The following is a 16,298-nucleotide window of genomic DNA, read 5'->3' as shown; positions in this document are numbered from 1 at the left end:
GGGTGGAACCCTTAGAATTTATTAGTGTAGCTCTCTATCTGATTTTCTCAAAAATCTATGTTTACAAAATAAACTAACAGTTCTTTGACCCTTACTTTGTGATGAAGAATTAAATATCTTATAAGGTAGCAAATTGGCTTAATTATAAAACTTTACTGGTCCGGTAAGAAACAATTGTTGACAGGATTGGTAATCTATGTTATTATCAACCTATAAAGAAATCACTTAAATCCTATGTATTAAGTGTATTATAAAAGGGGGAGCTATGACAACTACAAAAAAAACTAAATACAGCTTGAGAGCTTTGGTATATATGGCCTGCAATCCGGAAAAAAAATTTAGTGTCAAAGAAATTTCTGAAAAAGAAGAGATCTCAAAGAGATATCTGGAGCAGATATTTTTAACCCTAAAAAAGTCAGGGTTAATCATAAGCAGTAAGGGAGCCCAGGGAGGATATCTCCTGGCCAGGTCTCCAAAGGAAATAAGTGTTGCTGATGTTTTAGATGTAATGGAGAATACCCGGGAAGCAGGCTGTTGCAGCAGCTATAATTTAGAAACATTGGAATCCGTCTTGGAAAAAGAAGTGTGGGAAAAGATGGATGAAAAAATAAAAGAACTAACTGAAAATATAAGTTTAGAAGATTTAAAAGAGAAATACAATGACGGTGGTACGGATATTTATTATATATAATCAAAGGGAGGAAAGATGAATAAAATTAAAATGTTATTATTAGGAATATTATTGGGAACTTTATTTATAGCTTGTGGAAAGGAAGGCTCTAAAAAAGAGGTTATCAGAGTAGGGACTTCTGGAGGATATTTCCCATTTACTTATACAGAAAACGATGAACTTAAGGGTTTTGATATCGATGTATGGAATGAAATCGGGAAAAGGCTGGGAAAAGAAGTAGAATTTAAACAGGCAAAATTTAGTGGTTTATTCGGGATGCTGGATACAGGAAAGATAGATACAATCTCTAATCAAATTACCATTACGGATAAAAGGTTGGAAAAGTATGATTTCTCAGTTCCTTATGTTTATTCTGGAGCCCAATTCTTTGTAGCCAAAGGAAATCCAAAAGGAATTAAAGGGATAGAAGACCTGGCAGGCAGAAAAGTTGCCACAGAAGTAGGGACAAACTATGAAGAGATAGTCAGGGAGTTATCTGCAAAAATAGATTTTGAAACAGTTGTTTACAATTCAGGAAGTTTAGTTAAAGACGTAGAATTGGGAAGAGTCGATACATTTATGATGGATAAGGTTTCAATCATAGAGTTGATTAAGAAGAATGATCTTCAAATAGAGCTGCTGGATAAACCGGCTAAATATATAGCTAATGCTTTTCCTTTTGTAAAAAAAGAAAAAAACCAAAAGGTTATGACTGAAGTTAACGAAGCTTTGAGTGAAATGAGAAAAGACGGGACTCTTATAGAGATTTCCAATAAGTATTTTGGAATGGATATAACTTCAAATTAATTTGAAAAATAGAGTTTGATAATTGATAGGCATTTTAATTACAGGGGGAAAAAAATCTCTAGAAGTTAAAATGTCTGTTTTTTTTAAAATAAGACTAAAGAGAGGCAAAAAATGGATTTTAAAGTAGAAGCAATGATAAGTTTATTCCCAATTTTATTTAAGGCTTTGGGATTAACATTAAAAATAACATTTATATCAACATTTATATCGGTTTTACTGGGTATATTAATAGCAGTTATTAGATTTTTTAAAGTGAAGGTTTTATATGAAATAACAGGACTATTTGTGTCTTTTTTCAGAGGAACACCATTGCTGGTGCAGTTATTCTTAATTTATTATGGATTACCTCAGGTATTTCCTATATTTATAAATATGAGTGCCTTTACAGCTACGGTACTCGGACTTAGTTTACATTTCTCCGCTTATATGGCTGAAACTATAAGGGGAGCTCTATCGTCGGTAGATAGGGGGCAGTTAGAGGCAGGGTACTCAGTTGGAATGAACACCCTCCAAGTGATGATAAGGGTAGTCATACCTCAGGGGATAAGAGTTGCGATTCCTTCCATTGTAAATATTTCTATCGACCTGTTAAAATCTTCGTCACTGGCCTTTACCCTGGGGCTGGCCGATATTATGGCAAAGACCCAGTTAGAAGCAGCCAGTTCATACAGGTTCTTAGAGAGTTATCTGGCTGTGGCTTTAGTCTATTGGGGACTAGTGATTTTACTTGAAAGAATTCAAAAAACACTGGAAATCAAGTTGAATAGAGCTTATTAGGAGGAAAATTATGAATAGAACTAATATATTAGAAGTAAAAGAATTGCATAAAAATTTTGGAGAAGTAGAGGTCTTAAAAGGGATAGATTTTTCTCTGAAAAAGGGAGAGATTGTATCTATAGTAGGACCTTCCGGAAGCGGGAAATCAACTTTTTTGAGATGTTTAAATTATCTGGAAGAACCTACAAAGGGTTCTATAACAATAGATGGTTTAATGCAGGAGGCCGGCAATCATAAAAATAGAGATATAGTAGCATTCAGACAAAAAACATCCATGGTATTTCAAAACTATAATCTATTTAAGAATAAAACAGCTTTGGAAAATATAACAGAAGCTCTTATAATAGTAAAAAAAATAGACAAAAAATCAGCTGAAAAAAAAGGCAGAGAGATAATAAAAAAAATAGGATTAGAAGGAAAAGAAAATTTTTATCCTAAAGAATTGAGCGGAGGGCAGCAGCAAAGGATAGGAATAGGAAGGGCCATGGCTTTAGAAAATAAGCTGATATTATTGGATGAACCTACATCAGCTTTAGACCCTGAACTGGTAGGAGAGGTTTTAGACCTCATAAGACTATTGGTTTCAGAGCACATAAGTATGATAATAGTGACCCATGAAATGAAATTTGCCAGGGAGGTATCTGACAGGGTAATCTTTATGGAGGATGGAATAATTGTAGATCAGGGGACTCCCGATGAAATTTTAGTGTCTCCTAAAAATAAGAGGATAGAGATGTTTTTAGGAAAAATTTAATATCCTTATCTGCGTTAAAAGAGGAAGCCTCAGGGCTTCCTCTTTATTTCTTCACACAATTTTCACAAAGATATGGCAGAATTCCCATAACAAACAAAAAGGGGAGGAATTTTAATGAAAATTAAAGTAAAAAGAGTCAGACCGGCAGTTCAGCTGGGAGTGTTGTTTTTTGTAACAATGGCTGGAATTTTACATCAGAAATTAGGCGGAGGACCAAATGGTGCACCTTCAATCCATGCTCTTTGTCCATTTGGAGGGATAGAGAGTTTTTATTCCCTTGTGACAAGGGGGGACTTTATCAAGAAGACATTTTATTCCAATATCATCCTTGTAGGAGGATCTACATTTTTGGTAGTTACTCTTGGAAGGATCTTCTGCGGGTGGATCTGTGCCCTGGGTACCCTGCAGGATATCTTTGGAAAAATTGGAATGAAGATCTTTAAGAAAAGATATAATGTACCTAAATCCTTGGATAGTACCCTCCGATACTTAAAATATATAGTCCTCATTGGTATTATTTATTTTACCTGGAGAACTGGTCAGCTGGTGATAAATTCAATGGATCCTTTTGTAGCTTACAGTCATATTACGGCAGGCTGGGAAGAGCTGTTAGGCGAATACCTTCTTGGATTCGGAATATTGATGGGGATGCTTCTGTCTTCCCTTTTTTATGACAGATTATTCTGCAGATATCTCTGTCCATTGGGAGCCTACTATGCGATTTTGGGAAGGTTTTCTCTGTTAAAAATAGAGAGGGATAAAAATACCTGTATAAACTGCAATAAGTGCGACAGAGGATGTCCGGTGGGACTGGATATTGCATCTGTAAATACAGTTGACAAGGGTGAATGTATAGGCTGTATGACCTGTGTAGAAGTCTGTCCCACTGCTAAGAAGTCTCTGGAAGTCAACCTTATGAAAAAGAAAATCAGTTCAGGTAAATTAGGAATAATCGGTGTAGCAATTTTCTTTGGAATAATTCTAATAACCAAAGGACTGGGGATATACCAGACTACACCAAAGAGTCTGGCTGGAATTTTCAAAGGAAATCCTGGCAATATCAGGGGATGGATGACTATACAGGAGGTAGCTCAAGGTTTTGATATTCCATTGAAGAAATTTTATAAGGAACTTGGAGTAAGTATGGAAGAGCTCCCGCCTGAAACAACTATAAAAAGCAGTGAAGAGGTCCTAAAATCAGCCGGAATTGATTTTGATCATGATAAAATAGATGAAATAATAACACGACTTCTCCCTGAGGGAAAAGATCGAGATCCATCGGAATAAGATATAGATGTTTTGTTAAAAATTTCTAAAAACTCTCAAAAATATACTATAATTAGTTAAAAATATACCAATTTAATATCCGAATATACGTATTCAGTAATGATTAATAGTTTTTACCTATGAATAGCCAACGAAATTCATATATGACATATATTGACAAAGGAAAATATATATATTATACTTATGAAATGAAAAAATGAATCGAGGAGGATATGAAGCATGGTAGATTTTTTAAACAACATTTTATGGTCATATGTATTGATAGTAGGTCTAATAGGAGTGGGAATTTATTTTTCCATAAAAACAAAGTTTGCCCAGTTCAGAATGCTAAAGGAGATGATAAGACTTTTAACTGAAGGAGCAGCAGACGGAGTAAAGGGAAGTAAAGAGGAAAAAGGTATCACATCATTTCAGGCTTTTTGTATAAGTACAGCTTCCAGAGTAGGAACTGGAAATATGGCAGGGGTGGCACTGGCTATCGCAGCAGGAGGACCGGGAGCAGTATTCTGGATGTGGATGTTAGCACTTATTGGTTCTGCATCAGCATTTGTAGAATCTACACTGGCACAGCTTTATAAGGTGAAAGATGGAGACGCATTCAGAGGCGGGCCGGCATATTATATGGAGAAGGCTTTAAAGAACAGAAAATTAGGGATAGCGTTTTCAATCTTAATCACAGTATGTTTCGGACTTATCTTTAACTCGGTTCAATCCAACACAATTGCCATGGCATTTAACGGATCATTTGGAATAAGCAAAACTGTAGTTGCTGTTACATTAGCAGTATTGACTGCGGTTATAATCTTTGGTGGGGTAAAGAGAATAGCGAGTTTCGTGGAAAAAGTAGTTCCTGTAATGGCAGTATGTTATGTTGTTGTTGCAACAGTTGTTATTGTGATGAATATTACCCAAGTACCGGCAGTATTTGGAATGATCATCGACGGAGCATTTAATTTTAAATCGGCAGCAGGAGGAGCGTTAGGTGCAGCTCTTATGCAGGGTATTAAAAGAGGATTATTCTCCAATGAAGCAGGAATGGGAAGTGCTCCTAATGCGGCGGCTACAGCCACAGTATCACATCCGGTAAAGCAGGGTTTAATCCAGGCTTTGGGTGTATTTACAGATACAATATTAATCTGTAGTGCAACTGCATTTATTATCTTACTGTCAGGACACCAGACCCTCAGCGGAGACGGGATCCAAATGACCCAGTCAGCACTTAGCATGCATATAGGAAACTTCGGCGGGATATTTATAGCAGGTTGTATCTTCTTATTCGCATTTTCTTCGGTAATCGGAAACTATTATTACGGAGAAGCAAATATAGAGTTTATGACTGAAAATAAATTATGGCTGCAAGGGTATAGAGCAGCAGTTGTTATGATGGTGTTATTAGGAGGAATTGCAGGATTAAAAGTTGTATGGGGATTAGCGGATTTATTCATGGGATTCATGGCTGTATTAAACCTATATGCAATCTTAAAATTAGGTCCAATCGCATTCAGATTATTGGATGATTACTCAGATCAGAGAAAACAAGGACTTGATCCAATCTTAAGAGCTGAAACAGTAGATGACTTAGACGGTGTAGAGTGCTGGACTGGTTCTGAAACAGCATTAAGAAAAGCAGGACAAAAATTAAAGACTATATAAAATAATATTAAATACCTTCCTATGGGAGGTATTTTTTAATTATTAAAGAATAATAAGGGAAAACTTTACTATAATGGAGGGATAAGATGGATAAAGAGATGATGGAGTTCTTTTTTAAGATTCATAACGGGGATTTCAGGGGCGGCCCCGGAAGTGATCTGTCCACCGAAAGAGCCTATAATTCTGCAAGGGAATTTTTAGGAGAAAATATAGATGTACTGGATATAGGAGCCGGATCGGGGTTCCAGACCAGGGTACTGAAGAGTTTGGTGGACGGAAAGATTACAGCTCTGGATACAGCAGAAATTTATTTAAATAAGATAAAAAGAGAAACAGGCGTTGAGACCGTCAACTGTTCCATGGATAATCTGGAAAAATACTTTTCTCACAACAGTTTTGACCTTATCTGGAGCGAGGGGGCTGTCTATATAATGGGGTTAGCAAATGGACTGGAACACTGGAAGCCGTTTTTAAAACAGGGGGGGATTATAGGGTTTTCTCATATTTCATGGATCCGGGATAATCCCCCCAGGGAACTTTTGGACTACTGGGAGGCAGAGTATCCCCAGATAACGACGCTTTCTGAAAATAAGAAGATTATAGATGAGGGTGGATATGAGGTAAAGGATTATTTTATCCTCCCTTCAACCGACTGGACGGAAAATTATTATGAGAAGATGGCTGACAGGTTGAAAGAGTTAGAGAAAGGAGAGTTATCTGAAAAAGAAAAAATGGTAGTAGAGATGCACTGGGAAGAGATAGAGATCTATGAGAAATACGGGGAATATTACGGCTATGTATTCTTTATAATTTCCCCTAAATAAAAGAAAAAGAATCTCAAATAAAAAAACTCCATCAACGAAGGAGCTTTTGTTTAAAGAAATTTTATAAATCGAATCTATAACCAGCTGAAAGAACAACTCTTCCATAGTCATTATCTTCTTTTATATCAGCTTCTTTAGACTCAGATTCAGCTGTAGTAACAGCATACATCAGGTCTACAGTGAAATTCCTGTACTCTAAACCTCCGCCTAAAGCCCAGTATAGACCATCTTCTACATCTGTGCTAGCTTTATCATTTACTGAACCTTTAACTTTTATATCAGAAGAATCAAAGTTAAACGAATAACCCAAGTTAGCTTTTAAGTACGGCTTGATCTCTGAATCCAGGTTGAAGTTATATTTAGCAGTTAAATATACAGGTACTGAATTATATTCTACTCCGTAATAATCTGCTGATACACTTGAAGTACGTATAGGAGCATCTGCTCTATCTGCATGTAATTGATATGCCAGACCTAAACCCAGATCAAAATTATCAGTTAATGATTTATATCCTTCCAATGCTAATTCTCCGCCGAATCCATCTGTTTCATCATTTAAGATAGTAGTTCCTTCAGATTCATACTTAGTGTATGAAGCTCCTAAATCTCCACCAAATCTTGCGTTTAAATATGTGTCTTCCTGTGCAGCAAATGATACTGCTGATAATGCTGCTAACCCTAATAATACTTTTTTCATATTTTTTTCTCCTTAAAATAATTATATTTAATAATATCTCCCAATAACTTCATTTACTCAGCTCTGAGCTTTTCTTTGGGAGTATTATTATTTAAATCTTCCTTGCTTTTTCACGAGATAAATAATACCATTAAATAAAGATAAAAATGTCCAATTGGTGGACATTTTTATGGCTTTTTAAGTTTGTATAATTTTAAAAAAAAATGACAGGTCGGAGGTCAATAAATGAAAGGGGAATTTGGGGTTTTGGAAAAAATTTTGTCTAAAGATTTGATTAAAAATTTAAGTATCAGGGAATATCATAGGGGAGAATTCCTATTGGCCTTAGATGAACGTAAAATCCTATATCTTCTTGAGGGAACGGTATATGCTGTCAGATATCATGACGGGGAAAAGATAATCCATCCTTATTTTTTTAAGCCCAATCAATTTATAGGGATAAATATGTACCTGCAAAAAGATATAAGGGATTGGGAGATGGTGGCTGCCACAAAAAAGGTCAGGGCAGTGGTACTGGATGAGAAATTTTTGGAAGAACATATGTTCAATGATGCTAAGATCCTCAGGTTTATTTTAGAAAGAGGTTCTGGAGTAATAAGGCAGGGAGCAAGGGGATTTTTTATGCGTTCCCATGGGGGAGCCAAGGTATTCTTTGCATTCATAATTATGAGTAATTCGGTAGACGGGAAGATGCATTTTTTAAAGTATAACGACATTGCCCATGTTCTCAATGTAGGAAGGAGTATGCTCTATAAATTAACCGGTGAGTTAGTCCATGAAGGGTGCATTGAAAAAAATAAAGATTGTATAAATATATTGGATGAGGAAAAGTTGAAGAGGTATTATGAGGAGTATATGTATTAGGCAGATAATACATATAAATAAAATTATTGCAGGGTGCTCTTTCTGGAGATCCTATAAAATATTAAAATAAGGATGATAATTATGAGAGATAATTGCACCTATGGAAGAAGGAGTATCAGGTTAAAAAATTATGATTATAGTAAAAATGGATTGTATTTTATAACCATATGTACACAAAATAGAGGGGGAATATTTGGTGAAATAATCAATGGAAATATGATATTAAACAGATTAGGTAAAATTGTAGAAAATGAATGGAATGATTTAGAAACAAAAAATATAAATGTATCGAAATATTGTCTTATGCCAAATCATTTTCATGGGATTATTGAAATTAAATTTGATGTAGGGGTAATTCATGAATTACCCCTACGGGAAAATGATATGAAATCCCGGCGAAAAATGTTAATTCCAAAATTGATCGGTAAATTTAAAATGTTATCGACAAAAAAAATAAATATATTAAATAATAATACCGGCAAGGTATGGCAGAGAAATTATTATGAACATATAATCAGAGATGAGGAAGAATATGCGAGGATATCAGATTATATAAGGAATAACCCAAGAAATTGGAAGGAAGACAGGTTTAATTGTAGGTAAATTTTAGGGAAAGCAGAATTTTATAAATGAAATACAAAGATAAAAATTAAGAAAATATTCGATGAAATTATTAATGGGGATACGGTATCAAATTTGATGTAGGGGGGGATTCATGAATTACCCCTACGCAATAACATATTCTATGATATAATTGTAAGAAAGATAAATTTGAAATATAGGGAAGAAATCAAGGAGGAAATCAGTGTCGATCTACATATTATATTATTTTACATTCTACTTTACCTTGGGAGCCAGTATGCTCTATTTCTCCCAATTTTTTGAAACTATCCATATATCAGGGGGGCAGTCAGGGATGATTTTTGCTATAGGATCATTTTTAGCCATGGCTGTTCAGCCGGTTTTAGGATATATAAACGATAAGACAAAAAAATCTAAAGAAATACTGGTTTTAATAACAGGAGTTATTTTTATTACCCTATTTTTCATGAATTATATAAATTCATTTATGGGTATACTGACCTTATATTCCCTCTATGCAATAGCAGTTTTTTGTGAGATGCCCCTTATGGATACGGTGTCTTTATCCACCGATTATGCCTTTGGAAAGATAAGGTTATGGGGCTCTATCGGATTTGCTGTGGGAGCTTTAGTCTCGGGAAAAGTTATAGAGATATTCGGGCCTTCTTCATTTTTATATTTAGCAGCAGTTGTTTCAATTGTAACAGGGGTAATTATTTTAAAAATACCTGTGAAGATGAAAAGTACACATGAAGAGGATGAAAAGGTAGACATAAAAAAACTTCTAACCAATAAAAGATATATTGTTTTCGTAATTGTTTCCATGTTGTTTTTAGGAACCAATAATGGTCATAACAGTTATTTTGGAGTCTATTTCAAGGAAATAGGTGGTTCTATGGCATTATTGGGAACGACTATTTTCCTGATGACTCTCAGCGAAGTACCTTTTATCGGGGTGTCTACAAAATTAATAAGTAAAAAAGGGGTAGAATTTGTAGTTACTTTAGCAGTGCTGTGTATAACTGTCAGATGGGGAGTATACTTTTTATTATCTAAACCATCTGTGATAGCAGGAACTTTTTTATCCCAGGGAGCTTCCGTAGGGTTATTCTTTGCAGGTGCAAATCTATTTGTTCGAAATATTGTAGAAAAAAACACCTTGGGAACGGCAATAACTATCTTTATGGCAGCAGGTTCCTTGGGTGGGATGTTTGTCCAGTATATTTCAGGAGTGATCATAGAGCAGTCCTCAGCAGTTTATATCTATGGATTTTTTACAATATTGGCATTTACAGCCCTGATATTGATGTTTTGGGGGAAAAAAATAAAAGAATAAAAGGAGATTGTAGTTATGGCAAGAGGATATGACGAGGCAAAGGACAGAAAAAATAAGGTATCATTATTCGGTAAAACACTGGTGAGAAGATCTAAATCCACATGTGAATTATGTGGGGAAACAGGGAAAAAATTAAATATATTTGAGGTCGGGAAAATAGAGGAAGAACCTGATTACGACAGGTGTATCCATATCTGTGATACGTGTATGGATACCATAGAGAGGTTACAAAAAGCCGATGAAAACGACCTAAGATTTTTAAATCATGCAATCTGGAGTGAGGTAAATATAGTAAAAGCCACAGCAATAGACCTTATAAAACAGATCCAAGGAAAATACTCGTGGATAGATGATCTGATGGATATGGTCTATATGGATGAGGAGTTAGCAGAATTAGTGGAGAAGATAAGCAGGAAATAAAAATATAGGGGGCAGAACTTAGATTCTGCTCTTTTTTCTTTGGTAAGTATTAAAAAAACCGTATAAAAAGCTAATTTAGTTCGATAATGGTTTTTTTAGTTCACAAAACACACAAAATATTTGATTTCGTTGAAAAAATGTTGTATAAACATAAGGTGCAGAAATAGAAATATGAAGTTTATATAGGTTCTAATTTATTTATTGTTTATTAAAAATTAATAGGGGGAAGAAAATGAAAGAAGAAAAAATCAAGGGAAGTTTTAAGGGATTGGTACCGTTTTTTATTTTTATCGGAATTTATTTAGGAAGCGGATTGATCCTTCAATCCCAGGGGGTGGAATTAGCATTTTATCAACTGCCTGCTCCTATTGCGGCTTTTGCCGGGATAGTTACTGCCTTCATTCTTTTTAAAGGCACGATCAACGAAAAATTTAGTACTTTTGTCAAGGGGTGCGGCCACCAGGATATTATAATAATGTGTATAATATATTTACTTGCCGGGGCTTTTGCCGGAGTATCAAAAGCTATGGGTGGAGTGGATTCTACAGTTAACTTAGGGCTTACCTATATCCCTGCACAATATATCGCTGCTGGGTTATTTATTATCGCCGGATTTATTTCTACGGCTACAGGGACTTCTGTCGGAGCCATTGTTGCCATCGCTCCTATTGCCGTAGGACTGGCTGAAAAAGGAGGACTTTCTCTTCCTTTGGTACTTTCTGCTGTTATGGGGGGAGCTATGTTTGGAGATAATCTTTCAATAATTTCAGATACCACAATTGCAGCTACCAGAACGCAGGGGGTAGAGATGAAGGATAAGTTCAGGGTTAATATCTTGATTACTGCTCCTGCAGCTATTCTTACTATTATCCTTTTGGTTGTTTTTGGCAGACCTGAAATTTTGCCTGAAGTTCAAAACTATGATTTCAATCTGATTAAAATTTTGCCTTATGTCTTTGTACTGGCGTTTTCTTTGATTGGAATGAATGTTTTCGTTGTTTTAACTGGAGGTATTGCTCTTTCAGGAATAATTGGAGCTGTTTATGGAGATTTCACTCTCCTTACTTTTTCAAAGGAAGTTTACAATGGGTTTGTAGGAATGAATGAAATTTTTCTTCTTTCATTTCTTACAGGTGGTTTAGCTGCTATGGTTACCAAAGCCGGTGGGATTCAGTGGCTCCTTGAAAAAATCCAAAAAAGTATTAAAGGTCCGAAAACTGCCCAGTTAGGGATAGGAGCATTGGTAGGACTTACAGATATGGCAGTTGCCAACAATACCGTTGCTATAATTATAAATGGTTCTATAGCTAAAAAACTTTGCAGAAAATATGATGTTGACCCAAGAAAAAGTGCTGCCATATTGGATATTTTCTCTTGTATAGCTCAGGGATTTATTCCTTATGGAGCTCAAATGTTAATTTTGGTAGGATTTGCAGGAGGTAAAGTTACACCTTTAGAAGTTATGCCTTTACTATGGTACCAGCAGTTATTGATCGCATCTGTTATAATTTCAATACATATACCATTTGCTGATGGTCTTATGAGAAAAAAACCATGGGTATGGGAAGCGGAAGTAGAGGGGATATAAGCTGTTTTTTTAAAGTTACATTTTTTAACAAATGATTATATTTCTTAACAAAAAAATATGTTTTCTAATAAAAAAAGTATGTTTTTTTAGAATAAAGTGTTGCATATTGGGCACAAAAGGTGTATAGTGGTATAAAGAAAAAGAAAAAACAAGAAATAAGGGGGCTTTAAATGAAAGGGATTCAGGAAAAAGGATTTGGAACAAAGGCTATACATGGAGGAGCAGAAAAAAATCCATTCGGAACGTTAACTACACCAATATACCAAAGTTCTACATTTGTATTTGACAGTGCAGAACAAGGTGGTAAAAGATTTGCTTTAGAGGAAGCAGGATATATTTATTCAAGATTAGGAAATCCTACATCAAGTGTTGTAGAAGGAAAATTAGCATTATTAGAGGGAGCAGAAGCGGCGTTAGCAACTAGTTCAGGAATGGGAGCTATCTCTTCTACTATGTGGACACTGCTTAAAGCTGGAGATCATGTGTTGGCGGACAAAACTTTATACGGGTGTACATACGCATTCTTATGTCATGGATTAACTAAATTTGGAATAGATGTAGAATTTGTGGATACTTCTGATTTGGAAGCAGTAAAAAAAGCTATGAAATCTAACACTAGAATAGTTTATTTAGAAACACCTGCAAACCCTAATTTAAAAGTTGTGGATGTAAAGGCTGTTTGTGAAATAGCTCATGAAAATGAAGGAACTAAGGTAATAGTAGACAATACATTTGCAACACCATATCTTCAAAATCCTATAAAATTAGGAGCCGACTTAGTAGTTCATTCAGCTACTAAATATTTAAACGGTCATGGAGACGTAGTAGCAGGATTTGTAGCAGGAGACTTAGAGACAGTAACCCAGATAAGATTAGTAGGTGTAAAGGATATGACTGGTTCTGTTCTCAGCCCGCAAGACGCTTTCCTTATGATAAGAGGAATGAAGACTTTAGAACTTAGAATGGAAAGACACTGCAGTAATGCAGGTGAGATAGCTAGATTCTTAGATGCTCATCCTATGATAGAAAAGGTATACTATCCAGGACTTGAATCTCATGAAGGACATGAAATTGCAAAGGAGCAAATGAATGGATTCGGAGGAATAATAGCATTTGACGTAAAAGGCGGATTGGAAGCAGGAAAAAAATTATTAAACAGCTTGGAATTATGCACTCTGGCAGTAAGTTTAGGGGATACAGAAACTTTAATCCAGCACCCGGCATCTATGACTCATTCTCCATATACAGTAGAGGAGAGAGCAGCATCAGGAATAACTGAGGGATTAGTTAGAATATCTGTAGGTTTAGAAGGTGTAAATGATATTATAGATGATTTAAAGCAGGGGTTAGAAAAATTATAAAATAGTAGGACAATAAGTTATAAATCAAAAAAGATGACTTCCGTATAATACGGAAATCATCTTTTTTTTCTAGTATCTGGTATAAAAAATAGGATCTTTTGCTTTATAAATTATACCAATTCTAGGAATTTAAATCATAATGTCATTAAATAGATTTATAAGTATTTACAATTTCACTATGTATAGGATTGTAATAAGAATTCATCAAATTGGTATTAAATGTATTTTCTTCTAAATATTCCATGATTTTTTCTATGGATACAGGTTTACTAAAATAATATCCTTGAATTTCATCGCAATTATAAGTTTTTAAAAAATCAAATTGTTCTTTGGTTTCTACACCTTCCGCTATGACTTTAAAACCTAAATTATGTGCCATAGAAATTATTGTTTTAACAATTACCTTATCCTCTTCATTAGTTGTAATTCCATCTATAAAAGATTTATCTATTTTTAATTTATCTATAGGGAACTTCTTAAGGTAACTTAAAGATGAATAACCAGTTCCGAAATCATCTATTGCTAATTTAATATTTAAATCTTTTAATTTTGACATAATTTCTGCATTCTTTAAGATGTCATCCATCAGCATAGATTCTGTTAACTCGAGTTCTATATGTTTTAAATCTATTTTTTCCTGATCCAAAACATCTTCAATCATTTTAGGTAAATTACTGTGTTTTATCTGATATCCGGAAATATTAATGGATATATATATATTTGGATCTATTTCAATAACTTTTTTTATTTCGTAAAAAACTTTTTCTAAGATCCACCTTGTTATAGGAATAATAAGTCCGCTGTCTTCTGCTATCCTTATAAAATCATCCGGTGAAATAGTTCCAAATTCAGGGCTTTTCCAACGAATAAGTGCTTCACAAGAAATAATTTTTTTTGTGACTGTATTTACCTGGGGCTGATACTCCAGGTAAAACTCCTCATTTTTTAATGCCTGTCTCATTTTATTTTCAAGATCAAGATTTTTCATAAATTTAGAATTCATATTTTCTGTATAAAATTTAAAATTATTTCTTCCGGATCTTTTGGCAAAATACATTGCTGTATCCGCATTTTTGATAAGTTCATCTAAAGATTCACCGTTTAAAGGGTAAAGACTCACACCTATACTGGAAGTGACAAAAAGTTCTTTTCCGTCAATAATAAAAGCAGATTTAAATATATTTAATATACTTATTATTCGTTTATTTAAATCATCTATAAAATCGAAAGATGGTATCAGAATCACAAACTCATCCCCGCCGAATCTTGAGACAATTTCATCTTCAAGGGTTATTTCTTTTAGAGATGCAGCAACTTTTTTTAAAAGTTCATCACCTGAAGAATGCCCTAAAGCATCATTTATATTTTTAAATCTGTCTAGATCCAAAAACATAAAAGCTATACTTGTTTTCTCCAGATCAGCGTCTATAATTGAATTTTTTGCTCTGCTATTAAATAATTCTCTGTTTGGAAGATCTGTTAATGAATCATAATATGCTAAATGCTGAATTTGTTTTCTTATGTGTTCCTGGTTTGAAAGATCTGAAAACATACCAACATGATAATCAATATTATTTTTATTTTTCTTATTTCGGATTGTTATTATCTTCAGCCATTCAGGGTGGATTTCACCATTTTTTCTTCTGTTCCATATTTCCCCCCGCCACTCCCCTTTATATTTAATAGAATTCCACATTTCTTTATAGAAAAACTGGTTATGGTGATTTGAATTTAAAATTTTAGGGTCATATCCAATTAAATCCCTTTTTTTATACCCGGTAGTTTTTAAAAATGAATGGTTGACAGAAATAATTTTATTATATTTATCTGTAATTATTACACCTTCAGGTGTATTTTCTATAATGTGGGCAGACAGCCTTAATTTTGTTCCATCCTCTACAGATTTCTTCATTAAATTTTCTATTTCATTGGTATATTTAATTTTATTATAGACCGCTCTACTGAACATTATAGTTATTATGTTAAAAAAAACAAAAATTGTCCAATTCCATTTTATAAATTCATTTAAGAAAAATAATTTTCCGGGTATAAACCTGATTCTCCAATTTTGATTTGGGAAATGTATAAAATCTTCAAAATAAAGATCTGAAGACTGGTATAAATGCAATCTTTTAAAATAATCTTTAGTTGTATAAATTGGGATATTTTTATTTTCTGTGGCATCATAAATCTGAAAATCCAAGTCATTTTTTATCAAGAGACCTAAAGAAGAATTTATAATATCATCTATTTTAAAAACTCCTGAAATAAAACCTAATATATTGTTTTCAGATTTATATACAGGGTTTAAAATAAGGAATTCATCTTTTTTCCCCTTTTCTGGAACTAATTTAATTTTTGATATTCCTGTTGTTTTTCCGGTTTTTAATGAATTTAAAATTGCTTCCCCTCTGTTTTTATTAGAAAATAAATCAAATCCCAAGGCAGCTTCGTTTCCTTTGAGCGGTTCAATATAATAGATGGGGTAATATTGAAGGGAGGGTTTTCTTTTTTTCATTTTGCCGGAACTTTCTATTTCGGTAAATTGAAATTTTTTATTATCTAGGAAATTATAAATTTGAATATTTGTAAAAAAGAAGAAGTTTAGTTGGGTGGTAAAGAATTTTTAGAGGAAAAATTACTTTTAGGAAATAAATGAATAAAAAAATGTATATAAA

Annotated in this window: 15 protein-coding genes; 13 read left to right on the top strand and 2 right to left on the bottom strand. The window is 33.9% G+C overall.

Annotation, left to right across the window (positions count from 1 at the left end; genetic code table 11):
* The first annotated feature begins 265 nt into the window (after positions 1–265).
* From DYH56_RS08000 to DYH56_RS07970, 7 genes are all read left to right on the top strand, one after another.
* Entirely contained in the window at positions 266–691 is a 426-nt protein-coding gene (locus DYH56_RS08000; RefSeq protein ID WP_114642326.1) for an RrF2 family transcriptional regulator, read from the top strand.
* Between the two features lie 15 nt (positions 692–706).
* Positions 707–1,477, top strand: coding sequence for an amino acid ABC transporter substrate-binding protein (locus DYH56_RS07995; RefSeq protein WP_114642325.1), 771 nt, complete (start codon positions 707–709; stop codon positions 1,475–1,477).
* 111 nt (positions 1,478–1,588) lie between these two features.
* The gene (locus tag DYH56_RS07990; RefSeq protein WP_114642324.1) at positions 1,589–2,254 is read left to right on the top strand and encodes an amino acid ABC transporter permease; all 666 of its coding nucleotides are present in this window, start codon (positions 1,589–1,591) and stop codon (positions 2,252–2,254) included.
* Positions 2,255–2,279: 25 nt separating this feature from the next.
* On the top strand, positions 2,280–3,008 hold the full coding sequence (locus tag DYH56_RS07985) for an amino acid ABC transporter ATP-binding protein (RefSeq protein WP_114642382.1): 729 nt from the start codon (positions 2,280–2,282) through the stop codon (positions 3,006–3,008).
* A 114-nt stretch (positions 3,009–3,122) separates the two neighbouring features.
* A complete protein-coding gene (locus tag DYH56_RS07980) occupies positions 3,123–4,295 on the top strand; it encodes a 4Fe-4S binding protein (protein WP_114642323.1) in 1,173 nt (390 codons plus the stop codon).
* A gap of 219 nt (positions 4,296–4,514) precedes the next feature.
* Complete coding sequence (locus DYH56_RS07975) at positions 4,515–5,948, top strand: alanine/glycine:cation symporter family protein (protein ID WP_114642322.1); 1,434 nt, start codon at positions 4,515–4,517, stop codon at positions 5,946–5,948.
* Between the two features lie 86 nt (positions 5,949–6,034).
* Positions 6,035–6,772 carry a class I SAM-dependent methyltransferase gene (locus tag DYH56_RS07970; protein WP_114642321.1) on the top strand — a complete coding sequence of 246 codons (738 nt, stop codon included), beginning with the start codon at positions 6,035–6,037 and terminating at the stop codon, positions 6,770–6,772.
* A gap of 61 nt (positions 6,773–6,833) precedes the next feature.
* Here the strand turns inward: DYH56_RS07970 and DYH56_RS07965 are convergent, their stop codons facing one another.
* Positions 6,834–7,469, bottom strand: coding sequence for an outer membrane beta-barrel protein (locus DYH56_RS07965; RefSeq protein ID WP_114642320.1), 636 nt, complete (start codon positions 7,467–7,469; stop codon positions 6,834–6,836).
* Positions 7,470–7,694: 225 nt separating this feature from the next.
* Between DYH56_RS07965 and DYH56_RS07960 the strand changes: the two genes are divergently transcribed.
* The 6 genes from DYH56_RS07960 (at position 7,695) to megL (ending at position 13,620) form a co-directional block, all read left to right on the top strand.
* Positions 7,695–8,333, top strand: a complete 639-nt coding sequence (locus DYH56_RS07960; RefSeq protein ID WP_114642319.1) for a Crp/Fnr family transcriptional regulator — start codon at positions 7,695–7,697, stop codon at positions 8,331–8,333.
* An 81-nt stretch (positions 8,334–8,414) separates the two neighbouring features.
* Positions 8,415–8,936, top strand: coding sequence for a transposase (locus tag DYH56_RS07955; protein ID WP_199532995.1), 522 nt, complete (start codon positions 8,415–8,417; stop codon positions 8,934–8,936).
* 202 nt (positions 8,937–9,138) lie between these two features.
* Positions 9,139–10,251: an MFS transporter gene (locus tag DYH56_RS07950; RefSeq protein ID WP_158539096.1), complete on the top strand. Its 1,113-nt coding sequence runs from the start codon at positions 9,139–9,141 to the stop codon at positions 10,249–10,251.
* 15 nt (positions 10,252–10,266) lie between these two features.
* Complete coding sequence (locus tag DYH56_RS07945) at positions 10,267–10,671, top strand: PhnA protein (protein ID WP_114642316.1); 405 nt, start codon at positions 10,267–10,269, stop codon at positions 10,669–10,671.
* A gap of 232 nt (positions 10,672–10,903) precedes the next feature.
* Complete coding sequence (locus tag DYH56_RS07940; protein WP_114642315.1) at positions 10,904–12,259, top strand: Na+/H+ antiporter NhaC family protein; 1,356 nt, start codon at positions 10,904–10,906, stop codon at positions 12,257–12,259.
* A 170-nt stretch (positions 12,260–12,429) separates the two neighbouring features.
* Positions 12,430–13,620 (top strand): methionine gamma-lyase, encoded by a 1,191-nt coding sequence (gene megL / locus DYH56_RS07935; RefSeq protein WP_114642314.1) that lies wholly within the window; start codon positions 12,430–12,432, stop codon positions 13,618–13,620.
* 145 nt (positions 13,621–13,765) lie between these two features.
* On the opposite strand, the gene DYH56_RS07930 is transcribed toward megL, so the two are convergent.
* Positions 13,766–16,138 carry an EAL domain-containing protein gene (locus tag DYH56_RS07930; protein ID WP_114642313.1) on the bottom strand — a complete coding sequence of 791 codons (2,373 nt, stop codon included), beginning with the start codon at positions 16,136–16,138 and terminating at the stop codon, positions 13,766–13,768.
* Positions 16,139–16,298 lie beyond the last annotated feature (160 nt).

The organism is Psychrilyobacter piezotolerans (genome assembly GCF_003391055.1).
GTDB lineage: Bacteria > Fusobacteriota > Fusobacteriia > Fusobacteriales > Fusobacteriaceae > Psychrilyobacter > Psychrilyobacter piezotolerans.
The sequence above is the reverse complement of the archived record's forward strand: the minus strand, read 5'-3'. Positions and strand labels throughout refer to the sequence as shown.

Coding starts and splice junctions, on each gene's coding strand:
- DYH56_RS07965 (WP_114642320.1), bottom strand. CDS start 7,469: ATGAAAAAAGTATTATTAGGGTTAGCAGCATTATCAGCAGTATCATTT.
- DYH56_RS07980 (WP_114642323.1), top strand. CDS start 3,123: ATGAAAATTAAAGTAAAAAGAGTCAGACCGGCAGTTCAGCTGGGAGTG.
- DYH56_RS07945 (WP_114642316.1), top strand. CDS start 10,267: ATGGCAAGAGGATATGACGAGGCAAAGGACAGAAAAAATAAGGTATCA.
- DYH56_RS07975 (WP_114642322.1), top strand. CDS start 4,515: ATGGTAGATTTTTTAAACAACATTTTATGGTCATATGTATTGATAGTA.
- DYH56_RS07930 (WP_114642313.1), bottom strand. CDS start 16,138: ATGAAAAAAAGAAAACCCTCCCTTCAATATTACCCCATCTATTATATT.
- DYH56_RS07990 (WP_114642324.1), top strand. CDS start 1,589: ATGGATTTTAAAGTAGAAGCAATGATAAGTTTATTCCCAATTTTATTT.
- DYH56_RS07960 (WP_114642319.1), top strand. CDS start 7,695: ATGAAAGGGGAATTTGGGGTTTTGGAAAAAATTTTGTCTAAAGATTTG.
- DYH56_RS07955 (WP_199532995.1), top strand. CDS start 8,415: ATGAGAGATAATTGCACCTATGGAAGAAGGAGTATCAGGTTAAAAAAT.
- DYH56_RS07940 (WP_114642315.1), top strand. CDS start 10,904: ATGAAAGAAGAAAAAATCAAGGGAAGTTTTAAGGGATTGGTACCGTTT.
- megL (WP_114642314.1), top strand. CDS start 12,430: ATGAAAGGGATTCAGGAAAAAGGATTTGGAACAAAGGCTATACATGGA.
- DYH56_RS07970 (WP_114642321.1), top strand. CDS start 6,035: ATGGATAAAGAGATGATGGAGTTCTTTTTTAAGATTCATAACGGGGAT.
- DYH56_RS07995 (WP_114642325.1), top strand. CDS start 707: ATGAATAAAATTAAAATGTTATTATTAGGAATATTATTGGGAACTTTA.
- DYH56_RS08000 (WP_114642326.1), top strand. CDS start 266: ATGACAACTACAAAAAAAACTAAATACAGCTTGAGAGCTTTGGTATAT.